Below are 24,510 nucleotides of genomic sequence, written 5' to 3'. Positions count from 1 at the left end.
ACGCGTGAACGTCACCCCTCCAGTTGGTGGTCAGCCAGAAGGAATCCGTCCCGGTCTACCGCGGTTCCGCCGGTGGCGTCGACGACAGCTGCGGCAAGGTCGCCGATGATGCTTCCGGCGGTGTTGCGCATGCGCCGGTGAGCACGCGAGGAATCGTCGTCATCGTCCGCGTGCCAGCGAATGGAGTAGGCAGTCTGCGGGCCGTCAGCAAAGCGCTCCACGATTGTCGGCAGGGCGGTTTCGACCATGACGCCCAGTTCAATCAGCCCGCGCCCTTCCCCCAGGTCGATGTCGAGGGAGTAGCCGTCGAGTTCCTGGTCCTCGGGAACATCGGCCGAGGTGTCGACCACCTGACCTTCCGGGATCGCCTTTTCTATCAGGGGCAGCAGGAGGTCCGAGGTGATCCAGTACTGGGAATAGACGGTGATTTCGGGGTGGGCGTCGGGGTCGGGCACGATGATCCGCTCGTGTCCGCCCGGTTCGGCATCATCGGCGATGCGCACCGCTGCGTGGAGGCGGCGGGCGAGCGCAATCAGGAGATCGACGCCGCGCTCTTCTTCGCGCATAGGCAGGCCGGCGGGAAACAGCTTTTCGATTCCCTCGGAGTGGACGAACCATTCCGGTGGGGCTTCCGGTTCACGCTCCCTCGGCGTCGAGAGCGCGTAGGCTGCAGCGAACACGGATGGGATCTGTGCTTGTTCGGCAGCGCTCTCAGTGATTTCCAGCGGGCCTGTCAGTGTTGAATAGCGGCTGAGCTTTCGCGTGCCGCCATCAGCTGCAAGGCGCGGCAGCACGTTCGACAGGAGAACGTCGACGTCGCTGTCGAGAACAGTGTCGTCAACCAGCAGCAGGTGCTGGTTTCGCAGCGTTTCGACATCAGCGGTCTGCGACATCAGCGCGGATCCTGTGGGTTCACCTGTGCGCGGTAGAAGTTTTCAAAGGACCGCGATGCGGTGGGGCCGCGCTGGCCCATGTAGCGGTTGGCGGTTGCCGGGTCGGCTCCGTAGGGGCGCTCAGCCTGCGCTCCCATGCGGAAGAAGCACAGCTGGCCGATTTTCATGCCCGGCCACAGGGTTATGGGCAGGGTCGCGACGTTCGACAGTTCGAGGGTCACGTGGCCCGAAAACCCTGGGTCAATGAAGCCTGCGGTGGAGTGTGTGAGCAGACCCAGGCGGCCCAGACTCGACTTGCCTTCCAGACGGGCCGCGATGTCGGTGGGCAGGGTCACGACCTCAAGGGTCGAGGCGAGCACGAATTCGCCGGGGTGCAGCACGAACGGTTCGTCGCCGTCGGTTTCAATCAGGCGGGTCAGTTCGGGCTGTTCCTGGGAAGGGTCGATGACCGAATACTTGTGGTTGTCGAAAAGCCGGAAGCTGCGGTCCAAACACACGTCGACGGATGCCGGCTGGACGAGGCTTTCATCCAGCGGGTCCAAGCGGATACGGCCTTCGGCAAGTTCGGCGCGGATTTCGCCATCAGATAGGAGACTCACGTCACCAGGCTACAACGCCCGGCCAGTCGCTCGTACACCACTAACGCTGAGGGCTTTCTTAACATCTGGCCAGAAATCGTTTACAGTTGGAAACTGACCTACACCCCGCACCGATGGTGCCTTCCCCTTTCAACCTCGTTGGGTGGGTAGGTGTCGTCGCCTTTGTTGGGTGTGTTTGCAACACAACCGAAAGGCTAACTGTGAAGACTCTTCCCAGTCTTGTTCTTGCCCCCGCAGTGGCCGCGGTTACAGGCTTTGCAGCCGTTCCCGCTTTTGCCGCTCCCGGGGATCAGGCCCCGGATACAGCTTCCGGCCAGAACTCCACTACGTCATCATCTGACTCTGAAGAAGGCGAAGTCAGCGTTTCGCTCGCACAGGACTCCATTGCCGCCGAGCAGATTGCCGACAGCAAGCAGGGTCTGAAGTTCACCGGAACAGGCTTCACCCCCGGAGACAAGGCAACTGTCACCGTCATCGGCACCGACGGAATTTCCTACACCCCGGACACCAAGCTGGCCGTTTCGCAGGCCGGTGAAGTCAAGGGCTCCTACTTCTTCTCGACCGACAAAGGCTCGAAGGTCCCCGAGGGCAGCTACCGTCTGTTCCTGACGGACCTCAAGACAAACGAAGCCACCGAACTGGCGAAGTTCAACGTCGGCGACAAAGCCGAAGACACTGCCGAAAAGCCGGCAGAAGACGAACAGCAGGCAAAGCCAGAAGGTTCTGCTAAGCCGGAAGGCACATCGGAATCCACTGACTCCGCATCGACCCCGGCAGAGGACAAGAGCGCAGACGCGAGCGCCAGCCCGTCGGCACAGCCGAGCGAAACCTCGACCCCGTCGGAGACCCCCTCGACTTCCGCATCGCCGGAACCCAGCGACAGCCCGTCCGCCACCGAAACTGCCAAGCCCGAAGACAAGGCAGAAGACAAGAAGGACGAGGCCGGCGACAAAGCCGACGACAAGGCAGCAGAAGACAAGTCCGACGAAAAGCAGGACGACGCTGACAACAAGTCCGATGAAGCTGATAAGCCGAAGGTCACTGAGGATCAGCTGCCCACCTCGACCCTGTCGTTCAGCAAGAACCGCATTGAGGACACCGACTTCACCCTGAGCAAGGACGAGGTCGCCCAGGTCGAGGTTGGCGAAAAGGCTTCAAAGCAGCAGAAGGAAGCTGCGCAGAAGAAGTCGGAAGAGTTCGCTAAGCAGGGCAAGGGCGTGACGCTGACCCTCAAGAACGGTCTGCCTGGCGCTGAATACATCTTCAAGGTGCAGCAGCCCGGAACTGCCAAGCCGTTTGAACTTCCGGCCAAGACCGACTCGGCAGGCACCGCCTCGGTGTGGATTTACGACAAGGGCACCGCTGCGACCGGCACCTACAAGGTGACGGTTGAAGGCGCCAAGGCAGTCGTGAGCGACAAGGCTGACGATGCCGACAAGGAAACCGCCAAGCCGTCTGAGGCACCGACCGCCGGCGCGGGTTCGATCACTCCGTCCAGCACTCCGTCGAGCGAAACCACGGTGACCGCAACGGCAACCCCGTCGCCGACCACCGAAGCTGACAAGAAGGACGACGCCGCCAAGGATTCGTCTGACAAGAAGACTGAGTCCACCGCGGCCGAGTCGAACGAGAAGCTCGACTGGAATGAAGTCCGGAAGCTCGACAAGGACAAGACGTCCAACGTCAAGATTGAAAAGAACGCGCAGGTTGCTGCCGCAAGCTTCACCGTCTTCAAGGCTGCACCGGAGCCGAAGCCTGAGCCCAAGCCGGAACAGAAGACGCCGACCACTCCGGAAGACAAACCGTCCACAACGGCGGAGGGCCCCAGCCCGGCATCTGAATCTGAGGCTAAGGGTATGAACGCGCAGCCTGAAGCACCGGAAGCTGAAAATCCGGAGGCTGAAGGCGACGCCGACCAGAAGACAGAAGACGGCGCAAAGCAGAAGCCGGAAAACAACGGCCAGGCTGAGAGCGGCACCAACGCCACGACTGACGAAGGCGATAAGGCCGAAGACGCTGACCAGGCTGACGAGGCCGGCGACAAGACTGACGAAGGCGACACAGCCGACGCCAAGACTGAAGACGAAGCTGGCGACAAGGCTGAAGACAGCGACACAGCCGACGCCAAGACTGACGAAGCCGCACAGGCTGACCAGTCTGACCAGACCACAACGTCCGAACAGGTGCAGGAAGACACCTCGGGTGCCGAGCAGCGCCGCGAACTTCCCAACACCACTCCGGACGACCACTACGCGCAGCCGCAGGAGAGCACCGGCTCGACCGGCTCGCAGCTGCCGCGCACCGGCGGCGACCTCACCGGTCTTGCACTCGGTGCTGGACTCGTTGTGGTTGGTGCGGCATCGATCGTCGTCACCCGACGCAAGGTCAGCGGCATCTGACACCACCGGTATCTTGAGTACATGACTGAACTTGACCTCAGCGATGTCGTGTTCTCGGGAACACCGCTGACAGACGGCCCGATCGGCACCTCGGAACGCCTCGTCATCATGGGGCAAAGCGAGGACGTCGAGACTGCCCTTCGGGCCGTCTGCGCCAAAACTGAGGTCTGCGCTCTGGCAGGGGAAGCCACAGCGTCAGACACCCTCATCCGCTACGCCAAGCACCAGCTTCGCGCCCTGACCGGCAACCGTGCAGCTGTCCGGCCGGGGCTTAAGCATGTGCGCTTGGCCGCTCGTTTCTTCGGCATCACCGTCGACGGGCGGCGGGCTGAGGAACTCGACCCCGCGGCTCGCGCCCGACTGCGCTTAGCGGTCACTATCGCAGCCGCACTCACGCAGAACACCCCCTGGCTGGCATTGAACCGGCCGTTTGACGGGATCCCCGCACGTGCCCGAGCAGGTATACGAGGAAGACTGCTGGACGCACTGGATCACTTCGAACTGGGGGCTGTTTTTGCGCTCGACTCGGCCGTCGATGCGGGAATCATCGGCGGCCGAACAGTCGTTCTTGAACTTGATCAGGTTGCTGACGCCGGTGATTTCGGCCAGCAGCTGCGCACTCCGCGCTCCAACCTGGCCGCAGACCTGGCCGGGGTCAACGTGTTCTCCGGTTTGGCTCGGCGCGGTTGGCTTTCAATTGGGCATTCGCAGGTGCGCGCCAAAACTAAATTGGACGGCAAGGTGTTCGTCACGATTCCCACCGGTGCGGTCCGCCTGTCTTTTGACGAATTCTCACCGATTTTCGACGGTGAGGCTGTTTTCGAAGCCCTCGTTGTCGGCCTGCACGACAAAGACTCAAAAGTGCAGGTCACGCTTTCGCCATCCGATACCGAGGTGGGGCTGGCACTGCAGGCTGATCTGTTCGACTTCAGTGCCGAAGCAGCTGACAACTCTGAACTTCCGTGGGGTGTTCTCCACCCGGACCTGGGTGCGGACATTGCCCAGCAGAGCACTGCCGTACGGCCGGGCACCCGCCTGTGGGTCGAAGTGGACACCGAGCAGATGCGCGCCTATCCCGTAGAGGATGCTTCACCGACCGCTGTCATGAGCGCTAAGGAATGACATGCGCAAGTGGTTGAGCGCTTCTGCTGTCCTTCTGCTTCTGGCGGTTGTGAGTGTGCCGGTTTTCAATCTGACCCGCTATTCGCCGGCGACCACCGTCAGCCGCTATCTGAACGCTCTGGCTGACGGCAATGGGGCTGCTGCACGCGGACTCGTTCTGGGGCCGGACCTGCAGAACACCGACGGCATGACCGACGAGGTGATCGGCGGCGCGCAGGGTGTGCCCACACAGATCAAAACGGGCGTTGAGGAATCCGGAGACACCACGGCCCGGGTGCGGGCTGACTACGTCCTGGGGTCGAAACCGCACACCACCGTGTTCGAGCTCGAACGGATTCCGCGCACGTGGGGCCTGTTCAGCCAGTGGAGGATCCGGGTTGAGGAGTGGCCCACGCTGTCAGTGCAGGGACCGCAGGCGCAGGCCGCAAACATCAACAGTCAGCCCATGGCCAACGGCACGAACACCGTTCCGGTCCTCTTCCCCCTGCAGTACGGTGTCGGCTTCAACCAGAAGTACGTGAAGTCCGCCTACAAGACGGTTGACGTGGTTGAACCCGGTGAAGAGCACAGTGTCACGGTCGAAGCTGAGCCCACTCCGGCGCTGAGCAAGGAAGCCCAGGCGCAGCTGCGGAGGCAGCTGGAGGACTGCACCAAGCAGAAGGTGCTCATGCCCACCGGCTGTGTTTTCGGCTACGAAACAGACAACACGATCCTGGGCGATGTTCGGTGGGAGCTGAAGTCAGTTCCGGACGTCGAGCTTGTGCGCGATGCCAGTATGACGGTGTCGACTTCGCTGGGAAGCTCCGGGGATCCCTCTAGCGGCGATGGCGGTGACAGCCAGAAGGCTCGGCAGGCTGGTGGTCTGCGCATGCGCCCAGCTGAGGCAACGTTCATCATCTCCGGCAACTACCGGGATTCCCGCACCGGCACGGAAACTGATTTCCGCGAAGAAGTCACGGAGCTCATCTCCGCCCGCATCATCCTCACCGAGGACGGCAAGGTGCGGGTCGAGCAGATCGAACCCTGAAATGACGAGGTGCCGCTTAGGTGAGTTTTCGATACTCACCGGGGCGGCACCTCGTGCGTGGATGGAAACCAAGTCGTGGTTCTGCTAAAATGAGACTAATCGACCCCCTCCCAAGCCTCTCGGTGAAGCTCAAATGGGAGGGGCCTTTTCATTCTGGGGGTATCCCGTGAAACCGCCGCTGTCCTGGGACGAGCAGGTCGACCTTCTAGTCAGCCGAGGCCTCATCGTGGCTGACCAAACTGAGTGCGCCCGGGCTATTGCCGACGAGCATGGAGCCTACGGCCGCTACCTCGACAAGGACTTCTACACCGAGATCGAGGACCGTGAACCGACCGTCATATCCTGCTTGCGCGACATCGACCGGAGCAAGGATCGTCATATCCTTCGTTACCGCTGTGCGCACCACAGCCGCCTGTGGCACCATTCTGTCCTTGATGCCGGGCCAACACCGAACAATGTGCGCAACAAGGCGAAGCGAAAATTCGGCCAGTTCGAGTCTCGGTCCGTGCTTGACGTGATCGCCTCGCTCGACGATATGGCGTGCCGAACCAAAGTCGCTGACCCGCTTCTTCCTGAGCTCTTTGCGGACTACGGGCGCAATTCCGCATTATGGCAGGGGCTCGCCAAACCGCAGAGCCCGCGTGATCACACCTATGGCGAGCTCTGAGAGCCCTCTGCGGGCACAACAGAGCAGAATATAGCTAACGCACAGATCGAACCCTGAAATGACGAGGTGCCGCTTAGGCGAGTTTCGGAAACTCACCGGGGCGGCACCTCGTGCGTGGGAGTGGGGTCAGACCCCGCGGAGGTCCAAGTCGAGGCGGTCGGGACCGCCCTCACGGATGACCAGCGGAATGCCCCAGTCCTGCTGGTACAGGTGGCAGGCCGCGTGCAGCGGGATTTCGCCGCCCGGTTCGCCATCGCAGGATGCCGCGCGGGCCGTCACGTGCAGAACACCCTCCGTGAAGCCTTCGGCCAGGGTGATGGTGCGGGTCTGGCCCTCCGCTCCCCCGGCGCCGTCGGCAATGAGCTCCGGCGGGGTCGAAGAGATCTGCAGCCACGTGGGGTCTCCCCAGCGATCGTCGAGCTTCTGGCCCTGCGGGACGGTGAAGTGCACTTCGACGTCAAGGGTGCCCGTGCCGATTTCCGTGGGCGGACGCTTGGTCTGCTTCTGCCCTTCGTTGACCTCAAGAGCTTCGGCAGGGATCGTCACGGCGGTCAGCGCGTGGTTGGCGGATTCGGCAACCAGCAGGTACGCATCGCCGTCTTCCGGGGTGACCACGAGGATGTCGGAGGGTTCACGCAGGTCACGGGCGAGGGTCGAAACTTCGTCGCTCGTGCGGTCGTAGCGGCGGATGGCGCCGTTGTACGTGTCTGCAATCGCAATCGAGCCGTCTGGCAGTTCTGCCACGCCCAGCGGGTGCTGCAGGCGAGCTTCGGCTGACGGTCCGTCCTGGAAGCCGAAGTCGAACAGGCCGGTGCCCACATAGGTTTCGACCGTGCCGTCTGCCGGGTTGAGGCTGCGCAGTGCCGAGGTTTCCGAATCTGCCAGAAGCACCTGGCCTTCGGCTGTGAGCGCAAGGCCGGAGGTCTGGGCGTACCAGGCTTCTTCCGGCCCACCGTCGGTCAGGCCTTCGTTCATTGTGCCGGAGAACAGGCGGACGGTGTCCTTTTCCGGGTTGAACGCCCAGATGGTGTGGTTGCCGGCCATGGCGATGATGACATCGCCGGTTGCCGGTACGAACTGCACGTCCCACGGGCTGGAGAGCTTGATGCCGCGGGCCGGACCGTCGTAGCGCAGTTCCGTGCTGCGACCTTCGACGGTGTTGTCAGCCGCACCGACCATGTACTGTTCGCCAGTGCCGGCAACTGTCGTGACTTCGCCGGTGTCCAGGTTGAGGCCGCGCAGTGCGTGGTTGACGGTGTCGGCGACAACCACGTGGTAGCCGACCTTCTCAGCCAGTTCCGGGCTGAGTTCAGCCATGCCGCCGGGCTCGGAGAAGCGCGCCTGCGCGGCTTCGGTGCCTGTCGAGGCGTCAGAGGCGAGCGCTTGACCGTCGACGAAGCCGCGTTCTTTCGCGCCGTAGCGGCGCAGCTTCGTGACACCGTCCGGGGCGTATTCGACGAGGCTGTGGTGGCCGGAGTCGCCCACGAGGATGTTGCCTTCGTGGCCGGCGGTTTCCAGGCGGATGAGTTTGCCCGGGTAGAACAGTTCGCCTTCGCGCGGCTCCGGTGCCACGTAGGGGTCGTTGCCGGAACGCAGTGTGCCCTTGGCGCGGTGCTCTTCGACGAGGTCTTCAATAAGGCTGGTGATGCCCTTCGAGTGGCCTTCGCCGGACATCTTCGCCACGAGGTAGCCCTCGGGGTCGATGAGCGCCAGCGTGGGCCACGCCCGGGCGGTGTAGGCCTGCCATGTCACGAGGTCGGGGTCGTCGAGCACAATGTGCTCCACCTGGTAGCGCTCAACCGCCTGGTCGACGGCTTCGACGGTGCGCTCGAATTCGAACTTCGGCGAGTGCACGCCGATCACCACGAGTTCGTCGTGATACTTTTCTTCGATTTCGCGCAGTTCATCCAGAACGTGCAGGCAGTTGATGCAGCAGAACGTCCAGAAGTCCAGCAGAACGATCTTGCCGCGCAGATCCTGCAGCGAAAGGTCTTTGCCGCCGGTGTTGATCCAGCGGCGCCCCACGAGTTCGGGTGCGCGCAGACGGGGTGAAGAAGGTTCAGTCATAGCGTTCATTGTTCCAAACACGGTCGTAGTGGGGTGCACTGCACCCGGCAGCTGAGACGCCCCTCGCCCACGTGCCGCCAAGCCAGCCTGAGGCGGATTCCACACCCGTTAGCCACGAATCCACGCTTTAGCCGCACAGAGACTCCGGTTAGCAACAGAAACTCCCGTTAGCAGTTGTTGCTAAAGCGCAGAATCCGGCTAAAGGGAGTCTCGGGATAATCTGCCCTCGGCAGCGATCTGCGTTCAGTGCGGGGTGATGCGGCCCTCTTCGGGCGGGCCCAGGTGAGCGTGCTCGTTGAAGGTGATGAGTCGGCGGCCGTCGGTCTGACTCATCGAAGCGTTGACGAACTCGCTGTTGAACAGCACCACCTGTTCGATTTCGCGAACAGCACGCGCGGCATCCGCCGTTTCAGCAGCGGACAACTTCGGCCTGCCAGCGGGCCCACCGGCTGTATCCGCCGGGAAGCCCGCGCCGAAATCAAGAAACGCCGCGGGCCCCGTTTCCTGGGTGAAGTCGTGCCCTTCCAAACCGAAGTCCAGAATCCCGGCGGTGGAAGATCCGGCCGACGGCGCCTCGAGAGCGTGTCCTGCGAAGACCTCCGGCCGGCCCGCCATGAGCCAAGCGGAGATCACCGCGGACACACCCCCGGAGCTGATGATCAGCCCGTCGCGGCCTTCCGGCAGACGCTTGCAGAAGTCGCGGTAGGCGGCGATCACGCGGCGCAGAAACGGCGGGAAATCCGATTGTGCATCGGCCATCCACAGGGCCATCGCACGGTCCAGCCGGCCAGGCTCCCCCGGCTTCATGTCCGGGGTGTACTCAGCCATCACGCGGCGGTGGTCGTATTCGTTGAACCGCTCGTCACGCAGAGCCTCGAGCTCGTCACCGAAGATGATCGACGCCGTGTCGATCTGCCGCTTGAGGGTGCCGGTGGCAACCACGGGATCGTGCAGCTTCAGAGCGGCAAGCCCGCCGCCCAACAGCCGGGCCTGATGGTGGCCCAGAGGCGACAGAACGTCGTAGTCCTCCGCGTGCGCTGAGGCCTGCCCGTGGCGGGCCAGAACAATGCGAGTCATACAGACAATCAGATGTCGCGGGCCACCAGTTCGTCAAGGCTGGCAGTCGACAGCAGGTACGGCGCAACTTCGAGAACCGTCACGGCACCCGTGCGGCCTTCGCGAGCCATGCGCACCGCGGCACGGCCGTAGGCCAGCTGGGAAGCGGCAGTGAAGTCGGGGTTGCGCTCGAGTTCGAGGGTGAATTCGACCGAGCTGTGCGTACCGCCAAGATCACCCGAGGTGATGACGTGGCCACCGTGGGGCATGCCCTGGTGTTCGCGGTCGAAGACTTCCTGGCTGACGAACTCAACGGTCGTTTCGTAGGGCTCGAAGTAGTCGGGCATCGACACGATTTCCTGACGGATGCGCTCCTGGTCTGCTTCGTCGGCAACTGCGACAACGCGGCGACGGTGGGCGTTCGCGCCGGTGATCTCGTCACCCCGGCCTTCCTTGGCCGCCTGCAGGGCCTCTTCCTTCGGCAGCGTGTACTGCACGCCGGCTTTCACACCCTCCACCCGGCGCACGGCGTCGGAGTGGCCCTGTGACAGTCCTGGACCCCAGAAGGTGTTCTGCTGGGCGTTGGGGAACAGAGCTTCGCCGATGGTGCGGTTGATCGAGAACATACCGGGGTCCCAACCGGTGGAGATCATGGCGACGGTGCCGCCGGCTTTGGCAGCAGCGTCCATCTTTTCGCGGTGGGCGGGGATGAGGTGGTGGTTGTCGTAGGTGTCGACGGTTGTGAAGTTTTCGGCAAATGACGCAGCCTGTTCTGGGATGTCAGTTGCCGAACCCAGGCACAGGAACAGAAGGTCGACTTTGTCTTTGTGCTCGGCGGCTTCTGCCACGGGGTAGACGGCTGCGTCGGTCTCCAGTGAGTCGCGGCGGGAGAAGATTCCGTAGAGCTCCATATCCGGCTGCTTGGCGATGAGCTTTTCAACGCTCTTGCCGAGGTTTCCGTAGCCGACGATTGCTGCACTGATCTTCTGAGTCATCGTTTCACTCCTTCGCGCTCTGGGCGCATAGATTCTGAAACGGCGTTAAGCCCGCTCCGGGTTGCTACTCTACGCCTGCTTCCGCCACGACCCTATCGACAGATTCACAGCAAACGGCGGCCCTTTCCCGCGCTCAGAAAGTGGGAAAGCGCAGATCAGGCCCCGTGCTCTTCGCTTTCAGCTTCTTGCGCTTCAACCGGACCGGCGGCCTCGCGAGCAGCCTGTTCCCTCTTGTAGGCGCGGCGTTCGCGGATGACTTCGATGGCCACGGGGATGAGCGATAGGCCGATGATGACGAGCACCCACAGGTCCACGTGTTCGCGGATGATGTCAAAGGTGCCTAGGTAGTAGCCGGCCAGTGGGAGCACAAAGCCCCACGTGAGACCGCCCGCCACGTTCCACAAGATGAATTTGCGGTACTTATAGTGCGCGACGCCGGCGGCCAGCGGCACGAAGGTCCGCACGATCGGTACGAAGCGGGCCAGGAACAGCGATTTCCCGCCGTGCTTGACGAAGAACTCTTCCGCCTGGCGCAGGTGGGCTGTCGACAGAACGCGGGCGTCGTCCTTGAAGAGCCTGCGGCCGAACCGGTAGCCCAGGAAGTACCCCACTTGGTCACCGCAGATGGCGGCAATCCAGATGACGGGGATCAGCTGCCACAGGGGAACGCCCATTGCCGGTGACATGAGGCCTGCCACGAACAGCAGCGAGTCACCGGGCAGGAACGGGAACAGCACACCGGATTCGATGAACACGATGAGTGCTACGACCGCGAGCATCCACGGGCCTGCTGATTCGATGATCCGCTGTGGATCGAGGAATGCCGGAGCGGCAATGATGTCGGTCGCCCCCGCTGAGGCGGCGGCAAGAGTGTCGAGCATGAGTGTCCTTCTGTATGCGTCCCCACTACTATGCCGTGTTTTTCTGTGTGCATGCCGAACAGCCGGGTGTGCCCTTCGCCTCGTTTGAGGTGGGGTTCGGATTGACGAGGCGGAGCTCGGCTCCCCGGGAGCCCGCGTGTCAGTGCCCTGGTCTAGATTGAAGAAAACACAGGAGGAACCGATGCAGCTTATGCGGATTGGTCAGGCCGGTCAGGAAACCCCGGTCGTCACGGACGGTGAACGGTACTTCGATGCCAGCTCTGCCGTCAGCGAATTCGGCGGGGACTTCGGCCCGCGCTTCTGGGCGGAGGGGCTGCCCAAACTGCAGTCGCTGGTTGAACTGGGCCAGCTGCCGCCGTTTGATGCCGAAGGCAAGCGGATCGGGGCTCCGATCGCCTCGCCGCAGGCGGTCATCTGCATTGGCCTGAACTACACCGACCACGCTGCAGAAGCGGGCCAGCCGATTCCCACCAATCTGGTCACCTTCCTCAAGCACCCGGGCACGATCGTCGGCCCCAATGACCCCGTGGGCATTCTGCCGGGCTCTGAGAAAACCGACTGGGAAGTCGAATTCGGCTTTGTCATGGGCAAGCGCGCCCACGCACTGGCTTCAGCTGAAGAGGGCCTTGCCGCGATTGCCGGCTTCACCCTGGTCAACGATGTCTCCGAACGTGCCTTCCAGAACCTCACACCCCAGTGGGGTCTGGGCAAGAACATGCCCAGCTCCACACCGGTCGGCCCGAAGGTTGTGACCGCTGATTCCATCGACCCGAACAATGTCGGTCTGCGCACCTTGGTCAACGGCGAAGTCCGCCAGGACGGCAACACCTCGAAGATGATCTTCGACGTGGGAACCATCGTGTACAAGCTGTCCCAGTACATGACTCTTGAACCCGGCGACATCGTGTCGACGGGCACGCCCGCGGGTGTGGCCATGGCCGGAACCCACCCGTTCCTCGCTCCTGGTGACATTGTTGAACTCGAAGGCGACGGACTGGGCTCGCAGCGTCAAGAATTCTTCCAGCGCGAAGGCTGACCGTCTGTGCGCTCACCACGCAGGTGGGCTCCGGCAGCACTGGCAACACTGCTCGTCCTCAACGGCTGTGCCCCGTTGCCGGAATCCTCACCTGGTGAAACATCCGTCCCGAACGCCACTCCGACGGCAGCCGAAGCTCCATCGGAAGGGCCAAGCCCCTCACCCACTCCACCCCCGAAAAGGCCGCAGGCGCAGAAGAAGCCGGGTGGCACCTCGGACGTGGGGCCGGCAAACCCCGGCGCCCAGAAGTCACTGGCCGCACTGAAGAAGCTGCCCGTGAAGGGCAAAGCCCCGGCCACCGGGTACGGGCGGGTCGAAAAGTTCGGCAAGGCCTGGACGGATACCGACTTCAACGGCTGCCGCACTCGCGACGACATTCTGGCCCGGGACCTCGTCAACATCACCCGCGACGGTCACTGCAAAGTCATGTCCGGCACTCTGGTGGACGCCTACACGGGCAAGCGGATCGACTTCGTACGCGGCCAGACCACCAGCCAGAAAGTGCAGATCGACCACATTGTCGCCCTGCACAACGCGTGGATCACCGGCGCGCAGCAACTGACCCAAGAACAGCGGATCGAGTTCGCCAACGATCCGCTCAACCTCATTGCCGTCGACGGAGCCACGAACTCCGCCAAGGGCAATAAGGACGCCGCCTCGTGGCTGCCGCCGAACAAGTCCTACCGGTGCACCTATGTGGGCCTGCAGATCCGGGTGAAGGAAAAGTACTCCCTGTGGGTCACGAAACCCGAACGCGATGCCATGGAACGAGTGCTCAACAAGTGCTGAGGCGGGTGAACGCCGCTAGGCTGGCTTCATGCACCCGTATGACAGCATCACTCGCAAGCAGATCGAAGAGCGCGGCAGCCGAAAGTGGGCGGAATACCCCGGGGCGATCGGCGCATGGATTGCGGAAATGGACTTCGGCATTGCGCCGGCCATCCGCGAAGCTCTCAAAGTCATCGACGAAAACCAGCTGTACGGCTACACCCCGCCCGCACTGCTGAAGGGCCTGGGCGAAGCCACTTCCGAGTTCTACGCTTCGCGCTACGGATGGGAATTCCCCGCTGAAAACGTGTTCCCCGCGTCCGATGTTCTGCTGGGCATGGGAGGCTTCCTCGACATTCTGGCGCCCCGCGGCGCCAAAATCGTGGTGCCCACACCGGCGTACATGCCGTTCCTCACCGTCCCCGGCGCGTTCTTCCGCGACCATGTCGAGGTGCCGCAGAAGATCGTCGACGAACCCTCCCCGGAGCTGCTTTCCACCTCGTCTGCTGACGGGCAGGTACCCGCCCCGCTTGCCGGGCGGCACTGGGAAATGGACTTCGAAGCGATCGATGCCGCACTGTCCACGGCAGGCCCCGACGGCGGTCCCGGCGGCGTGCTGGTGCTGTGCAACCCGCACAACCCCACCGGCCGCGTGTACACGCGGGCTGAACTCGAAAAGATCACCGAGATCGTCGAAAAGAACGGCGCTCTGGTGTTTTCGGATGAAATCCACGCACCGCTGACCTACAGCGGCTTCCAGCACATTCCCTACGCTTCGACCTCAGAGGCTGCGGCACGACACACGTTGACCGCAACCTCACACACCAAGTCGTTCAACACCCCTGGCCTGAAGTGCGCTCAGCTGATCTTCACGAACGACGAACACCTTGCCGCCTGGAAGAAACACGGAACGCAGTTCTCTGCGACAGCCGCAACTCCGGGTGTCATCGCGGGCATCACCGCCTACCGCGAGGGCGGCGAATGGCTGGCCGACACACTTGGCTACCTCGAGCAGACCCGTGATTTCATTGCCGACTTCGCAGCGGCAGAGCTTCCGGAGCTCGGCTACATCAAACCGCAGGGCACGTACCTGTCGTTCTTCGATGCGAACGCGCTGGTCCCCCGCCTGCCCGAAGGCGTGAGCCCCCAGCAGTTCTTCCTGCAGGAAGCCCGTGTGGCCATGAACGACGGCGCGACCACCGGACAGGCCGGCAAGGGCTGGGTCCGTTTCAACATGGGAACACCGCGGCCCATTGTGCAGGACGCACTCGAAGCTATGGCCGCAGCCATCCGCAAGCTGTAAGCAAGGAGCGCCGCGGCCCGGCGCTTGGTGCCGGGCCGCGGCGCCGCTTCAGCGCAGCGCAGTCTCAGCTGCGAATAGCGCCCGCTCCCGCCGAAAATTCAGTCGCGAGCGCCGAAAACGCTCGAGCCGACGCGCACAATCGTGGCGCCTTCTTCAATCGCGAGTTCAAAGTCAGCGGACATGCCCATCGACAGTTCAACCGCATCGGTGGGCAGGACTCCGCTGTCGCGCAGGCGCTGCGACAGTTCGCGCAGGTCAGCGTAGGAGGGCCGGATTTCGTCGACCGTTGATCCGGGCAGTCCGATGGTCATGAGCCCGCGGATCCGCAGGCGCTCAAGCCCGCGCACTTCTTCGATCAGCTGTTCGGCCTCTTCTGGGGCGACACCGAATTTGCTGTCTTCGCGTGAGGTGTTGACCTGGATGAAGATGTCGAGGCTGTCGCGTTCCAGCAGCTCCAGCCGGTTGTCGATCCGCTGGGCCAGGCGCATGTTGTCAATGGACTCAATACACGTGCACGATTCGACGGCAAGCGTGTGGTTGACCTTGTTGCGCTGCAGCGGCCCAATGAGGTGCGCGACCGGGTTGAGGTCGACCAGCCCTTCGGCTTTGGCGGTGAGTTCCTGCTGCCGGTTTTCACCGATCAGCCGGTAGCCGTGCTCAATGGCCGTGCGGATCTTCTGGACCGGCTGCGTTTTGACTGCCAGGAGCACTTTGACGTCCTCGGCCGCAGCCTCCGGATTGCCGCCGCCGTAGCCTCGTCCCGCTGCTTTCGCGGCGGCCTCGGCACGCTGGGCAACATCGTCCAGCTTGGCGCGGATCTCGTCGCGCTCAGCATCGGTCAGAATCGGCTCATCAGCATTCGTCACGGGCACTCCTCGCCTAGAAAAACACAGCTTCCCTAAGGGTAGCCGGGGCTGTGCTTACCCCGCCGGGCCGCGCCCCACTCCCCTGCCCCAAAACACGAGGTGGAGGTCGGCACTGTGCCGACCTCCACCTCGTCAGTGGGTCTGGTGAGGGCCCGTCAGCTGAAGTTCTTCGGGAGACCTTCAGCTTCGGGGTCGATGTTGCGGATCAGAGCCATGGTGTCGGCCAGTTCCCAGCCTTCGTCGATGAGCTTGTCGAGCTTGTCGGCAACGAGCTGTGCGGCATCGAGCGGGACACCCTGGGTTTCGCCGCCGGCGAGCGCCAGACCGAGGTCCTTGCGCATGAGCGACACTGCAAAGCCGGGCTTGAAGCCGTTGTTGGCTGCCGCGGTGTCGACAACACCGGGCACGGGGTACCAGGTGCGCAGCGGCCACGAGTCACCGGAAGACACCTTGGCGATGTTGAGGAACGTTTCGTGCGAAAGACCGAAGCGATCAGCGAGCACAGCACCTTCGGCAACACCCTGGGCGCTGATGGCCAGCATCATGTTGTTGACGATCTTGGCGGCCTGACCGGCGGCGTCGCCACCGGCGTGGAAGATGTTGCCGGCCATGGGCTCGATGTACTTCTTGGCTGCTTCGAAGTCTTCGTCTTCAGCGCCGACCATGAAGGTCAGGGTGCCTGCGGCCGCGCCGGTCACACCACCGGAAACGGGAGCGTCGAGGAAGACGTAGCCGGCTTCGCGTGCCGCGTCGTGCAGGGCGCGGGCGGTGTCGAAGTCGATGGTGGACGAGTCCACGAGGATGGTGTCCTTCGATGCAACTTCGAGCACACCGCCGTCGGTGAGGTAGACCGAGCGGGCGTGTTCGCCCTTGGGAAGCATGGTGAACACGATTTCGGCGCCGTTTACGGCCTCTTCAATTGACTTCGCCGGGGTGATGCCGTCTTCTGCTGCAGCGGTGACTGCGGCTTCGACAACGTCGAATCCCTGAACTGTGTGGCCTGCCTTGACGAGGTTTGCTGCCATGGGGCGTCCCATGTTGCCCAGACCTACCCAACCGATGATTGCCATCATGCCTCCTTGCAAATGGTGAGTGCACACTGCCGCCCGACTGTCTGCACCGGCTGTGCTTCTGCACTCGCGGTGCGCTGCTAAGCGGCTGAAATTCATGTTCAGCATAACGCCGGGCATTGCGCAGATCACACTGTTCGGCCCTGTTTTCGGACGGCACTTGCGCACCGCGGGAGTGCGTCAGCGCACATTCGGCTCAGTAGACTGGCACCATGAACGTCTCCCGTCCCCCGGTGTCTCCGGATGATCTGCTTGCCCTGCTGGCCGTTTCTCGTCTGGGCAAGTACACGGCGGCGGCCGCGAGCATGGGGGTGACGCACACGACGGTGTCGCGGCGCATAGCGAACCTCGAAAAGGCGATCGGCGAAACTCTTCTGACGGCCACACCCGACGGCTGGGAGCTCAGTGCGGCCGGCCGCAGGCTGATGCCGGGTGCTGAAATGATCGAGAAGGCTCTCGGCTCAATTCAGGCCGATGCGCCGGACACCTCGATGTACGGGAACGTGCGCATTGCCTGCCCCGAGGCTTTTGCCATGTTCTATGCGGTTGATGCTCTGGCTCAGCTGCAGGCTGAACACAAGCGCCTCAACATTGAGATGACCACTTCCACGCAGCGGGCACGCCAGCACAGGTCAGGTTTTGACGTTGAGATCGTGGTGGAAAAACCGGATGTTTCCAACGCCACGGTCCACCACCTGAGGCCCTATGAGCTGGGCTTCTACGCTTCTGAAAGCTATTTGTCCACTGCACAGGCACCGCAGACCACGGAGGATCTGCGGGCGCATCGGCTGATCTACTACGCCGAGCACTCCCTGGGCGTGGCCAGCTTGGAAAGCGCGTGGAACGTGCTGCCAGAACCGGCCGGGCACTTCTATTCGAACTCGGCATTGGCTCACGTCCAGTCCTGCCGCCGAGGTGTCGGTGTGGCTCTTCTGCCGACCTTTGCCGGCGAGGGGCTCACCAGGGTGATCCCCGATTTTTCGCTGCCCGTGCACTACTGGGCTGTTGTCAGGCCCGAAGCACTGCGGCGCACTGCCGTGCAGGCCGTTGTGCGCGCCCTGACGGTGCCGGACGGTGAATGACTGCAGGCGTGACGGCGGACTGTCAGCCCCTGGCCTGAGCACGCGCGGCGCTCAGCACCCCTGCTCACTGGCCTGACGCACGCTTCCTGTCGAGGAACTCAAACACCCAGCCGATAACCGCCCAGATGGTGAGGACACCGGCAGCCGCCGCACAGATGAGCGCGAAGAAGAACACTCCCGACTGCGACGAACCGGCGACCGTGAACAGAAGCAGCGCGAGCACCACGGCGGTAAGTGCCGCAATGCTCACCCAGCGTAGGATTTTTCGAGTGCCGGTGCGGCTGCCCGGCATGCGCCCAGCAGCTCCGCTCTCACCAGGTCCACGCTCGCCCGCACCACCAGACCCAGCACTCATGCCGCCGACCATCCGCCGTCAATCGAGTGTGCCGATCCCGTGATGACACCCGCGGCATCAGAGGCCAGGAATACGGCCAGCTGCGCCACCTCGTCAGCTTCGGGCAGACGAGGCACAGCCGAATGGCCCAGGAAGACCTCCTCGAGCACACTGTCTTCGGAGATCCCGCGAGTGCGGGCCTGGTCGGCAATCTGCTTTTCCACCAGCGGAGTCATGACGTAGCCGGGGTTGATGGCGTTGGCTGTTACGCCCTTCGGCCCGCCTTCCAGCGCGGTGGTCTTGGTGAGCCCCATGAGCCCGTGCTTAGCCGCAACATAGGCGGACTTGTAGGCCGATGCGCGCAGCCCGTGCACACTCGACATGTTGATGATCCGGCCAAAACCGCGTTCGTACATGCCCGGCAGAACCGCTTTTGTCAGGACAAACGGCGCTTCGAGCATGAGCTTGTTGATCAGCTGCCACTTGTCCAGCGGGAAGTCTTCAAGCGCTTCGATGTGCTGGATGCCGGCGTTGTTGACCAGAATGTCGTAGTTCAGGCTGAGCTCATCAAGCGCTTCTGTATCCGCGAGGTCCACCTGCCAGTGCTTCCCGCCGATCTTCTCGGCAATGTCCTTCGCAGCATCGCCGTTGATGTCGGCCACCGTGACGGTCGCACCCTCAGCGGCGAACGCTTCCGCGATCGCCTGGCCCAGGCCGGAAGCGCCTCCCGTCACAAGGGCGTTTCGTCCGTTCAGTCGACCTTCTGCCATCGTGTTGTCCTCCTGCTTTAGGGAATCGGTGCTTGAGTGCCGCGGATAAGACGAGCGGCGCCCGCCTATGCGCAAATGCGCGGTTTGGTCAGAGCTTCACACCGAAGCGTTCGGCGTCGGCGCGGTCGATGTCCGCGAAGTCGATGCCGCGCGTTTCCTTGGTGAACGCCAGGGCGATGAGCGAAATGACCGCGGCGATTGCGGCGTAGATCGCAATCGGGATGGCCGAATTGAACTTGTCCAGCAGGAACACAGCGATGATCGGGGCGAAGGACCCGGCGACGATGGCCGTGACCTGGTAGCCGAACGAAACACCGGAGTTGCGCATGCGGGTGGGGAACATTTCGGACATGATCGCCGGCTGCGGCGCGTACATGAGGGCGTGGAACACCAGGCCTGCAAGCATCGCGATGAAGATGTTGAACGGCTCGCCCGTCGAGTACAGGTTGTAGGCGAAGAAGCCCCAGGATGCGGCAAGCAGAATTCCCACCAGGTAGGGCGGTTTGCGTCCGATGATATCGGTGATCTTTCCGACCAGCGGCACGAGGCAGGCGTGGATGGCGTGGGCACCCAGCAGAAGGCCGAGGATTTCGCTGGACTTGATGTTCACTTCGACCGACAGGTACGTGATCGTGAACGTCACCACCAGGTAGTAGTGGATGTTCTCAATCAGGCGCAGACCCATAGCGCAGAGGACGCCGCGCGGGTACTTCTTCAGAACCGAAAACACACCGTATTCGGCCGCGCCGTCGTCAATGGCGTCCTTGGTTTCGTTGAAGATCGGGGCGTCAGAGACCTGCGTGCGGATGTACCAGCCGATGAGCACGATGACAGCCGACAGCCAGAAGCCGATCCTCCAGCCCCAGGACATGAAGTGCGCGTCATCGAGGGTGGTGGACAGGACCCACAGGACGGCGGTGGCCAGCAGGTTGCCCAGGGGCACACCGGCCTGCGGCCAGGAGGCCCAGAAACCGCGGGATTCTTTCGGTGAGTGCTCTGCAACCAGAAGCACAGCGCCACCCCATTCGCCGCCGACTGCGAAGCCCTGCACAAAGCGCAGGAGCACCAGCAGGATCGGCGCCATGATGCCGATCGCCTGGTATGTGGGCAGGCAGCCCATGAGGAAGGTGGAAACACCCACAAGGATGATCGACAGCTGCAGCAGCTTCTTACGGCCGAGCTTGTCGCCGAAGTGGCCGAACACAATGCCGCCGACGGGGCGGGCGATGAAGCCGACCGCGTAGGTGACGAACGCCGCGAGAATCGGGGTGAGCGGGTTGTCTGACGGCGGGAAGAGGATGTGGTTGAACACCAGGGTCGCAGCTGACCCGTAGAGGAAGAATTCATACCATTCGACGACCGTTCCGGCCATCGAGGCGGCGACGACCTTCTGCAGGCCGCGACGCTCCTGAACGTCCATTGCCATTTCGGCTCCTTTGCCTCATAGTGCGTGCGACTCAACGCGCGGGTCTGTCGACTGCCGCGGCGGCGCGGGCAGCAGCGCTCACGCAATTGTGAGATGACCCACTATAAGCGCACACTGAGCCGCAAAGGGCCTTCGTACCGCCATTCGGCAATGAAAAAATGCGCACTCACCCTGTGCCGGGACGCACAGGGGGACGAGATTCAGCGTTTGCCGCCCAGTGAGGCCAGGTATTCGTTGTAGGCGCGCAGTTCGGCGTCACCGGAACGGGCTTCTGCGCGGTCTTTTCGTTTGGCTTCGCGATCGGAAGCCTTCGACCATTGGACCGCGGCGGTGAACGCCAGGATGAGTGTGGGGAATTCGCCGATGCCCCACGCGATTCCGCCGCCCAGCTGTTGGTCGTCAAGGGCGCTGATCCACGTTTGGCCCATGTTGCCGTACCACTCGGGTTCAATGAGCACTTCTGTGGTCATGATCGAAATGCCGAAGAAGGCGTGGAAGGTCATGGTCACAAGGAGCACCACGAACCGCACCGCGTGGGGGAAGCGCTTCACGCCGGGGTCCACGCCGATCATGGCCTGCGCGAACATATAGCCCGCCGCCAGGAAGTGGATGATCATAAGTTCATGGCCCAGGTGGTACTTCAGCGCGTACCACATGATGCCGCTGTAGTAGAAGACGATGAGCGAACCGGAGAAGTTGATCGACGCGACAATCGGGTGGGCCCAGAAGCGCATGTACTTGGAGTGCACCAGGATGAGGATCCATTCGCGCACACCGCGCGAACCGTCTTGGCGGGGGTGGATGGCACGCATGAGCAGCGTGATGGGAGCGCCCACAACCATGGGGATGGGCACGAGCATGACAATCAGCATGTGCTGGATCATGTGGCCGGAGAACAGCACGCGGCCGTATACCATGGGACCGCCGCACGTGACATAGATGAGCATGGCCATGCCGCCCACCCACGAAATGGTGCGCCACAGAGGCCACTGTCCGCCGCGCTTCTTCAGTTCGCGGTAGCCCATGATGTACAGGACTGAGGCCCCGACGCCGATGACCACCCACAGCGGGTCAAAGCGCCACTGCAGGAAGTAGTTGTACCACAGCGGTTCCGGCGGCAGGAGTTCGCCGGAAAGGATTTCCGAGGGGGTGGGCTGCGAGCGCAGCTCCTGCGGGACTGGCGGCTGCGAACTGGCGAGCACGATGCCGATGGCGACAACCGCACCGAAGATGGCGATCTCGGCAAGGACCAAACGCCAGAATTCTGCGGCGGCGCGCATGCTCGAGCCAAGCCGACCGATGATCCGTTCGCGGTGCCAGAACCCGATCAGGCCGAGGATGACGGTGAAGACGACCTTGATGATAACCAGCTGCCCGTAGGGGGTCAGCCAGTCGTCGAGGCCTTTGACGCGCAGTGTCGCGTTGACGAAGCCGGAGTAGGCCATGATGACGATCGAAAACAGGGCGATCGTCGAGTAGCGCTTGATGATTTCGCCCAGGTCCTGCCGTCCCGTAAGGGTCGGTGAGATCAGCGCGAGGACCACGAGTCCGCCGACCCACGCCATGACCGCAACCAGGTGCAGGCCCAGACTGTTGACGGCTTCAATGTGACCTTTGGCTTCTGCTGCGTGACCCATGAGCGCCTGCGGCAGCAGGATGAGCACCGTCAGAAGCGCCGTCCAGCCAATGCCGGCGAAGCTGCGGGTGGCGAACAGGATCATCGACATGACGATGGCGGTGACCACGACCAGCGACCACAGTCGGCCCGAGTCGATTTGAGTGATGTAGGCGCCCAGCTGGGCGGAGAATTCGGCCTGCGTTGCGTTTGTCGCCGCCGTGCCGGCGGTGTTGACGTAGCGCAGAATCAGGGTGGCAACCGAAGACAGGACAAGGAAAATCGACCCGATCTGCGCTGTCAGGAGCGCTGCCGCCCACGATGGGTCGAGTTCGACGTCGCGGTCCGCTTTGCGGTCAGTCTTGAACGCGTCTGCACCAGAAGCGGACGCTGCTGTGGCCTCAGCAGTCAATGTTGCAGCAGCCGCTGCTTCCCCAGTGGCCGATGCCTTGCCGGCCGCAGCTTTTTTCGCCGCGAGCTGTTTGGCTTTCTTTTCTGCCCTGCGCGCTCCCGCACCGCGACGGCGCTGCGGTTTCGACCGCGGCAGGATGAGCATCATGAGGATGATGGCGCCGATGACCACCACGCTGGCCGCCTGGAAGAAGAATTCGGCGATCGGCAGGCCGATGCGGCCCAGCGGACCAGAGTCCCCGACGAGCATGGGATTCGTGGCGCCGGTGTACATGAGCGCCCAGGCCCCGAAAGCGGCGCCGACGACCGTGAAGAGCGGAATGGCCAAACGGCGGGCGAGCACGGCAGCTGACGAAGCTCGTTTGGAGTCCGCAGAACCAGAGGAACGATCATTCGGGCGCATGCCCCTAGGGTACTAAGGCCCTCTGACACGGCCGCTGGGACGTCACCCTCTGCTGAGACCGACGCGGAACGCTCAGAGCGCGGAAAAGCCGCAGCGCCAGGGGTCCTGGTCGCTGCGGCAAAGAGGTATGAGCGGTGCTTCTCAGGCGAGGCTTTCGAGCTTCTTCTTGACTTCGCCGATTCCCGGGTTGGTCTGGGTGGTGCCGTCCGCGTAGAGAAGAGTGGGTACGGTCTGGTTGCCGTCATTGGCTGCCTCGACAACCTGGGCACCGTTTTCAATCTCTTCGATGTTGACTTCGCGGAACTCGATGCCCTGCTGCTTCAGCTGGGGCATAAGACGCTTACAGTAGCCGCACCACGATGTGGTGAACATGGTCACTGTGCCGGCTTCGGGAAGGAAGGGTGCGGTGATGTCGGACATGAACACTCCTTATGCAGAGTCTCGCGTTGTCTTGCCGCATTGGGAACGAAAGGCGCGGGAACCTTATTCCCTCTCCTTCCACCTCGTGCCCCCGAAAAGCAGACGAGGTGGAGGTCGGCTGAGTCAGCCGACCGACCGGGGATCAGCGACCGAACAGGCGCGCGAAGAATCCGCCCGAACCGGCCTGCGCTTTTTCTGCGTCGGAGTGCTTGCCATCGCACCACTGCGAGGCCGGCACCTGCTTTTTGACATCGGCCACGTGCTCACCGCATCCGGCCCACGTCGTTTTATTGCACACACGGCAGGTGACTGGTCGGCACATATGTTTCTCCTTTTAGATGCGTAAATGCGCGTTGTTCAGCTGCGCGATCGAGCTGAACACTCCGCGCCCAATATACACCCGGGGGTATACTTTGCATAGCTGATCGGGCATATATTGCCGGCCTCAGCGCACCCCTGATCGCGGATGAAAGCAGGAGAATTGCACATGCACACCGAGACAGTCGACGCTCCAAGCGAAGGTGCCACCCCCGCCGAAGCCAAGCGCAAAGTCCTCAACCGTCTGCGCCGAGCAGAAGGTCAGCTGGCCGCCGTTATCAGGCAGGTCGAAGACGACGTCAACTGTCGCACCTCCATTCAGCAGCTCGCCGCGGTGTCCAAAGCGCTCGACCGCGCAGGGTTCCTCATGATCTCGAGCGCGCTGCGCGAATGCCTGACCGATCCTGACGGCGAACTCCAGCCGGAGGAACTCGAGAAGCTCTTCCTGTCGCTGGCCTGAACGGGCGGCGCTGCGGGTGTGCGCACAGGCGCCGAGTGCACCCAGCCAGCCCCGCGTCTCGCTCGCCTACCGGCCCGGCACCTCGGCCTCTTGCCAGCCCGGCACCTCGATCTAAAACCTCCACACACCCTTTAGCCGGATTCTGCGCCTTAGCAACAACTGCTAACGGGAGTTTCACTTGCTAACGGGAGTCTGACTACGGCTAAAGCGTGGATTCATTGCTAACGGGTGTGCGCACAGTCGCAAGCAAAAAGCTCGGGCATCGTTTCCGATGCCCGAGCTTTGAATCTGTGCGCGAGGGGGGACTTGAACCCCCACGATGTTGCCACCACTGGCACCTGAAGCCAGCGCGTCTACCAATTCCGCCACTCGCGCGAAGCAGCAAAAAGAAACTATACACACATGTAGCGCTCAGCAGCAAAACGGGCGCCAAAACCACTCTTGCGGCACCCCACCCCAGGCCCGACGGCACACCTATTGCACCCAGCCAGACCGGCACCTCGTCCTAGAACCTCCGCACAC

The 24,510-nt window shown here is 62.8% G+C and carries 23 protein-coding genes and 1 tRNA gene; 9 read left to right on the top strand and 15 right to left on the bottom strand.

Features of this window, described 5'->3' with window-relative positions; genetic code table 11:
- Positions 1-11: 11 nt before the first annotated feature.
- Both Bravens_RS00185 and dcd read right to left on the bottom strand, forming a co-directional pair.
- On the bottom strand, positions 12-893 hold the full coding sequence (locus Bravens_RS00185) for a hypothetical protein (protein WP_062019275.1): 882 nt from the start codon (positions 891-893) through the stop codon (positions 12-14).
- On the bottom strand, positions 893-1,492 hold the full coding sequence (gene dcd, locus Bravens_RS00180; RefSeq protein WP_019174031.1) for a dCTP deaminase: 600 nt from the start codon (positions 1,490-1,492) through the stop codon (positions 893-895). Before dcd ends, Bravens_RS00185 begins: the two co-directional genes overlap by 1 nt.
- A gap of 200 nt (positions 1,493-1,692) precedes the next feature.
- Here dcd and Bravens_RS00175 point away from each other — a divergent pair, with 200 nt between their 5' ends.
- From Bravens_RS00175 to Bravens_RS00160, 4 genes are all read left to right on the top strand, one after another.
- Positions 1,693-3,891, top strand: coding sequence for an LPXTG cell wall anchor domain-containing protein (locus Bravens_RS00175; RefSeq protein ID WP_062019273.1), 2,199 nt, complete (start codon positions 1,693-1,695; stop codon positions 3,889-3,891).
- Between the two features lie 21 nt (positions 3,892-3,912).
- Entirely contained in the window at positions 3,913-5,013 is a 1,101-nt protein-coding gene (locus Bravens_RS00170) for a hypothetical protein (RefSeq protein WP_062019271.1), read from the top strand.
- Between the two features lies 1 nt (position 5,014).
- Positions 5,015-6,040, top strand: coding sequence for a hypothetical protein (locus Bravens_RS00165; RefSeq protein WP_062019269.1), 1,026 nt, complete (start codon positions 5,015-5,017; stop codon positions 6,038-6,040).
- 166 nt (positions 6,041-6,206) lie between these two features.
- Complete coding sequence (locus tag Bravens_RS00160; protein ID WP_082790941.1) at positions 6,207-6,707, top strand: hypothetical protein; 501 nt, start codon at positions 6,207-6,209, stop codon at positions 6,705-6,707.
- A 126-nt stretch (positions 6,708-6,833) separates the two neighbouring features.
- Here Bravens_RS00160 and Bravens_RS00155 read toward each other — a convergent pair whose 3' ends face one another.
- The 4 genes from Bravens_RS00155 to Bravens_RS00140 all read right to left on the bottom strand — a co-directional run bounded on the left by Bravens_RS00155 (position 6,834) and on the right by Bravens_RS00140 (position 11,706).
- Positions 6,834-8,774, bottom strand: coding sequence for an NHL domain-containing thioredoxin family protein (locus Bravens_RS00155; RefSeq protein ID WP_062019265.1), 1,941 nt, complete (start codon positions 8,772-8,774; stop codon positions 6,834-6,836).
- A gap of 243 nt (positions 8,775-9,017) precedes the next feature.
- On the bottom strand, positions 9,018-9,851 hold the full coding sequence (locus Bravens_RS00150) for a histidine phosphatase family protein (RefSeq protein WP_062019263.1): 834 nt from the start codon (positions 9,849-9,851) through the stop codon (positions 9,018-9,020).
- Positions 9,852-9,859: 8 nt separating this feature from the next.
- A complete protein-coding gene (locus tag Bravens_RS00145) occupies positions 9,860-10,825 on the bottom strand; it encodes a diaminopimelate dehydrogenase (protein WP_062019261.1) in 966 nt (321 codons plus the stop codon).
- Positions 10,826-10,980: 155 nt separating this feature from the next.
- A complete protein-coding gene (locus Bravens_RS00140; protein ID WP_062019259.1) occupies positions 10,981-11,706 on the bottom strand; it encodes a DedA family protein in 726 nt (241 codons plus the stop codon).
- 181 nt (positions 11,707-11,887) lie between these two features.
- Between Bravens_RS00140 and Bravens_RS00135 the strand changes: the two genes are divergently transcribed.
- The 3 genes from Bravens_RS00135 to Bravens_RS00125 are packed head-to-tail and all read left to right on the top strand — an operon-like array spanning position 11,888 to position 14,813.
- Complete coding sequence (locus Bravens_RS00135; RefSeq protein ID WP_062019257.1) at positions 11,888-12,742, top strand: fumarylacetoacetate hydrolase family protein; 855 nt, start codon at positions 11,888-11,890, stop codon at positions 12,740-12,742.
- Between the two features lie 6 nt (positions 12,743-12,748).
- Positions 12,749-13,531, top strand: coding sequence for an HNH endonuclease family protein (locus tag Bravens_RS00130; protein ID WP_062019255.1), 783 nt, complete (start codon positions 12,749-12,751; stop codon positions 13,529-13,531).
- A 28-nt stretch (positions 13,532-13,559) separates the two neighbouring features.
- Positions 13,560-14,813, top strand: coding sequence for a MalY/PatB family protein (locus Bravens_RS00125; RefSeq protein WP_062019253.1), 1,254 nt, complete (start codon positions 13,560-13,562; stop codon positions 14,811-14,813).
- Positions 14,814-14,911: 98 nt separating this feature from the next.
- Here the strand turns inward: Bravens_RS00125 and Bravens_RS00120 are convergent, their stop codons facing one another.
- Both Bravens_RS00120 and mmsB read right to left on the bottom strand, forming a co-directional pair.
- Complete coding sequence (locus tag Bravens_RS00120) at positions 14,912-15,679, bottom strand: YggS family pyridoxal phosphate-dependent enzyme (protein WP_062019251.1); 768 nt, start codon at positions 15,677-15,679, stop codon at positions 14,912-14,914.
- Positions 15,680-15,834: 155 nt separating this feature from the next.
- On the bottom strand, positions 15,835-16,749 hold the full coding sequence (gene mmsB, locus Bravens_RS00115) for a 3-hydroxyisobutyrate dehydrogenase (protein ID WP_062019312.1): 915 nt from the start codon (positions 16,747-16,749) through the stop codon (positions 15,835-15,837).
- A 212-nt stretch (positions 16,750-16,961) separates the two neighbouring features.
- Between mmsB and Bravens_RS00110 the strand changes: the two genes are divergently transcribed.
- The gene (locus Bravens_RS00110; RefSeq protein WP_244878083.1) at positions 16,962-17,831 is read left to right on the top strand and encodes a LysR family transcriptional regulator; all 870 of its coding nucleotides are present in this window, start codon (positions 16,962-16,964) and stop codon (positions 17,829-17,831) included.
- 64 nt (positions 17,832-17,895) lie between these two features.
- On the opposite strand, the gene Bravens_RS00105 is transcribed toward Bravens_RS00110, so the two are convergent.
- The 6 genes from Bravens_RS00105 to Bravens_RS00080 form a co-directional block, all read right to left on the bottom strand.
- Positions 17,896-18,081, bottom strand: a complete 186-nt coding sequence (locus Bravens_RS00105; RefSeq protein WP_157452664.1) for a hypothetical protein — start codon at positions 18,079-18,081, stop codon at positions 17,896-17,898.
- Positions 18,082-18,182: 101 nt separating this feature from the next.
- A complete protein-coding gene (locus Bravens_RS00100) occupies positions 18,183-18,935 on the bottom strand; it encodes a 3-hydroxybutyrate dehydrogenase (protein ID WP_062019247.1) in 753 nt (250 codons plus the stop codon).
- An 88-nt stretch (positions 18,936-19,023) separates the two neighbouring features.
- Positions 19,024-20,361 (bottom strand): MFS transporter, encoded by a 1,338-nt coding sequence (locus Bravens_RS00095; RefSeq protein WP_062019245.1) that lies wholly within the window; start codon positions 20,359-20,361, stop codon positions 19,024-19,026.
- 200 nt (positions 20,362-20,561) lie between these two features.
- Positions 20,562-22,790, bottom strand: a complete 2,229-nt coding sequence (locus Bravens_RS00090; RefSeq protein ID WP_244878082.1) for a bifunctional copper resistance protein CopD/cytochrome c oxidase assembly protein — start codon at positions 22,788-22,790, stop codon at positions 20,562-20,564.
- 141 nt (positions 22,791-22,931) lie between these two features.
- Positions 22,932-23,210, bottom strand: coding sequence for a mycoredoxin (locus Bravens_RS00085; RefSeq protein WP_019174058.1), 279 nt, complete (start codon positions 23,208-23,210; stop codon positions 22,932-22,934).
- A gap of 142 nt (positions 23,211-23,352) precedes the next feature.
- Positions 23,353-23,532 carry a hypothetical protein gene (locus tag Bravens_RS00080; RefSeq protein WP_062019242.1) on the bottom strand — a complete coding sequence of 60 codons (180 nt, stop codon included), beginning with the start codon at positions 23,530-23,532 and terminating at the stop codon, positions 23,353-23,355.
- 165 nt (positions 23,533-23,697) lie between these two features.
- On the opposite strand from Bravens_RS00080, the gene Bravens_RS00075 reads away from it, so the two are divergent.
- Positions 23,698-23,988, top strand: a complete 291-nt coding sequence (locus Bravens_RS00075; RefSeq protein ID WP_062019240.1) for a metal-sensitive transcriptional regulator — start codon at positions 23,698-23,700, stop codon at positions 23,986-23,988.
- A gap of 291 nt (positions 23,989-24,279) precedes the next feature.
- On the opposite strand, the gene Bravens_RS00070 is transcribed toward Bravens_RS00075, so the two are convergent.
- Positions 24,280-24,363, bottom strand: a tRNA-Leu gene (locus Bravens_RS00070).
- Positions 24,364-24,510 lie beyond the last annotated feature (147 nt).

This window comes from Brevibacterium ravenspurgense (assembly GCF_001584615.1).
GTDB classification, from domain to species: domain Bacteria; phylum Actinomycetota; class Actinomycetes; order Actinomycetales; family Brevibacteriaceae; genus Brevibacterium; species Brevibacterium ravenspurgense.
The sequence above is the reverse complement of the archived record's forward strand: the minus strand, read 5'-3'. Positions and strand labels throughout refer to the sequence as shown.

Bases quoted from the DNA above. Each gene is read 5' to 3' on its own strand.
- Bravens_RS00185 (WP_062019275.1), bottom strand. From the start codon at position 893: ATGTCGCAGACCGCTGATGTCGAAACGCTGCGAAACCAGCACCTGCTG.
- Bravens_RS00170 (WP_062019271.1), top strand. From the start codon at position 3,913: ATGACTGAACTTGACCTCAGCGATGTCGTGTTCTCGGGAACACCGCTG.
- Bravens_RS00165 (WP_062019269.1), top strand. From the start codon at position 5,015: ATGCGCAAGTGGTTGAGCGCTTCTGCTGTCCTTCTGCTTCTGGCGGTT.
- Bravens_RS00155 (WP_062019265.1), bottom strand. From the start codon at position 8,774: ATGACTGAACCTTCTTCACCCCGTCTGCGCGCACCCGAACTCGTGGGG.
- Bravens_RS00150 (WP_062019263.1), bottom strand. From the start codon at position 9,851: ATGACTCGCATTGTTCTGGCCCGCCACGGGCAGGCCTCAGCGCACGCG.
- Bravens_RS00145 (WP_062019261.1), bottom strand. From the start codon at position 10,825: ATGACTCAGAAGATCAGTGCAGCAATCGTCGGCTACGGAAACCTCGGC.
- Bravens_RS00140 (WP_062019259.1), bottom strand. From the start codon at position 11,706: ATGCTCGACACTCTTGCCGCCGCCTCAGCGGGGGCGACCGACATCATT.
- Bravens_RS00135 (WP_062019257.1), top strand. From the start codon at position 11,888: ATGCAGCTTATGCGGATTGGTCAGGCCGGTCAGGAAACCCCGGTCGTC.
- Bravens_RS00125 (WP_062019253.1), top strand. From the start codon at position 13,560: ATGCACCCGTATGACAGCATCACTCGCAAGCAGATCGAAGAGCGCGGC.
- mmsB (WP_062019312.1), bottom strand. From the start codon at position 16,749: ATGGCAATCATCGGTTGGGTAGGTCTGGGCAACATGGGACGCCCCATG.
- Bravens_RS00110 (WP_244878083.1), top strand. From the start codon at position 16,962: ATGAACGTCTCCCGTCCCCCGGTGTCTCCGGATGATCTGCTTGCCCTG.
- Bravens_RS00100 (WP_062019247.1), bottom strand. From the start codon at position 18,935: ATGGCAGAAGGTCGACTGAACGGACGAAACGCCCTTGTGACGGGAGGC.
- Bravens_RS00095 (WP_062019245.1), bottom strand. From the start codon at position 20,361: ATGGCAATGGACGTTCAGGAGCGTCGCGGCCTGCAGAAGGTCGTCGCC.
- Bravens_RS00090 (WP_244878082.1), bottom strand. From the start codon at position 22,790: ATGCGCCCGAATGATCGTTCCTCTGGTTCTGCGGACTCCAAACGAGCT.
- Bravens_RS00085 (WP_019174058.1), bottom strand. From the start codon at position 23,210: ATGTCCGACATCACCGCACCCTTCCTTCCCGAAGCCGGCACAGTGACC.
- Bravens_RS00080 (WP_062019242.1), bottom strand. From the start codon at position 23,532: ATGTGCCGACCAGTCACCTGCCGTGTGTGCAATAAAACGACGTGGGCC.
- Bravens_RS00075 (WP_062019240.1), top strand. From the start codon at position 23,698: ATGCACACCGAGACAGTCGACGCTCCAAGCGAAGGTGCCACCCCCGCC.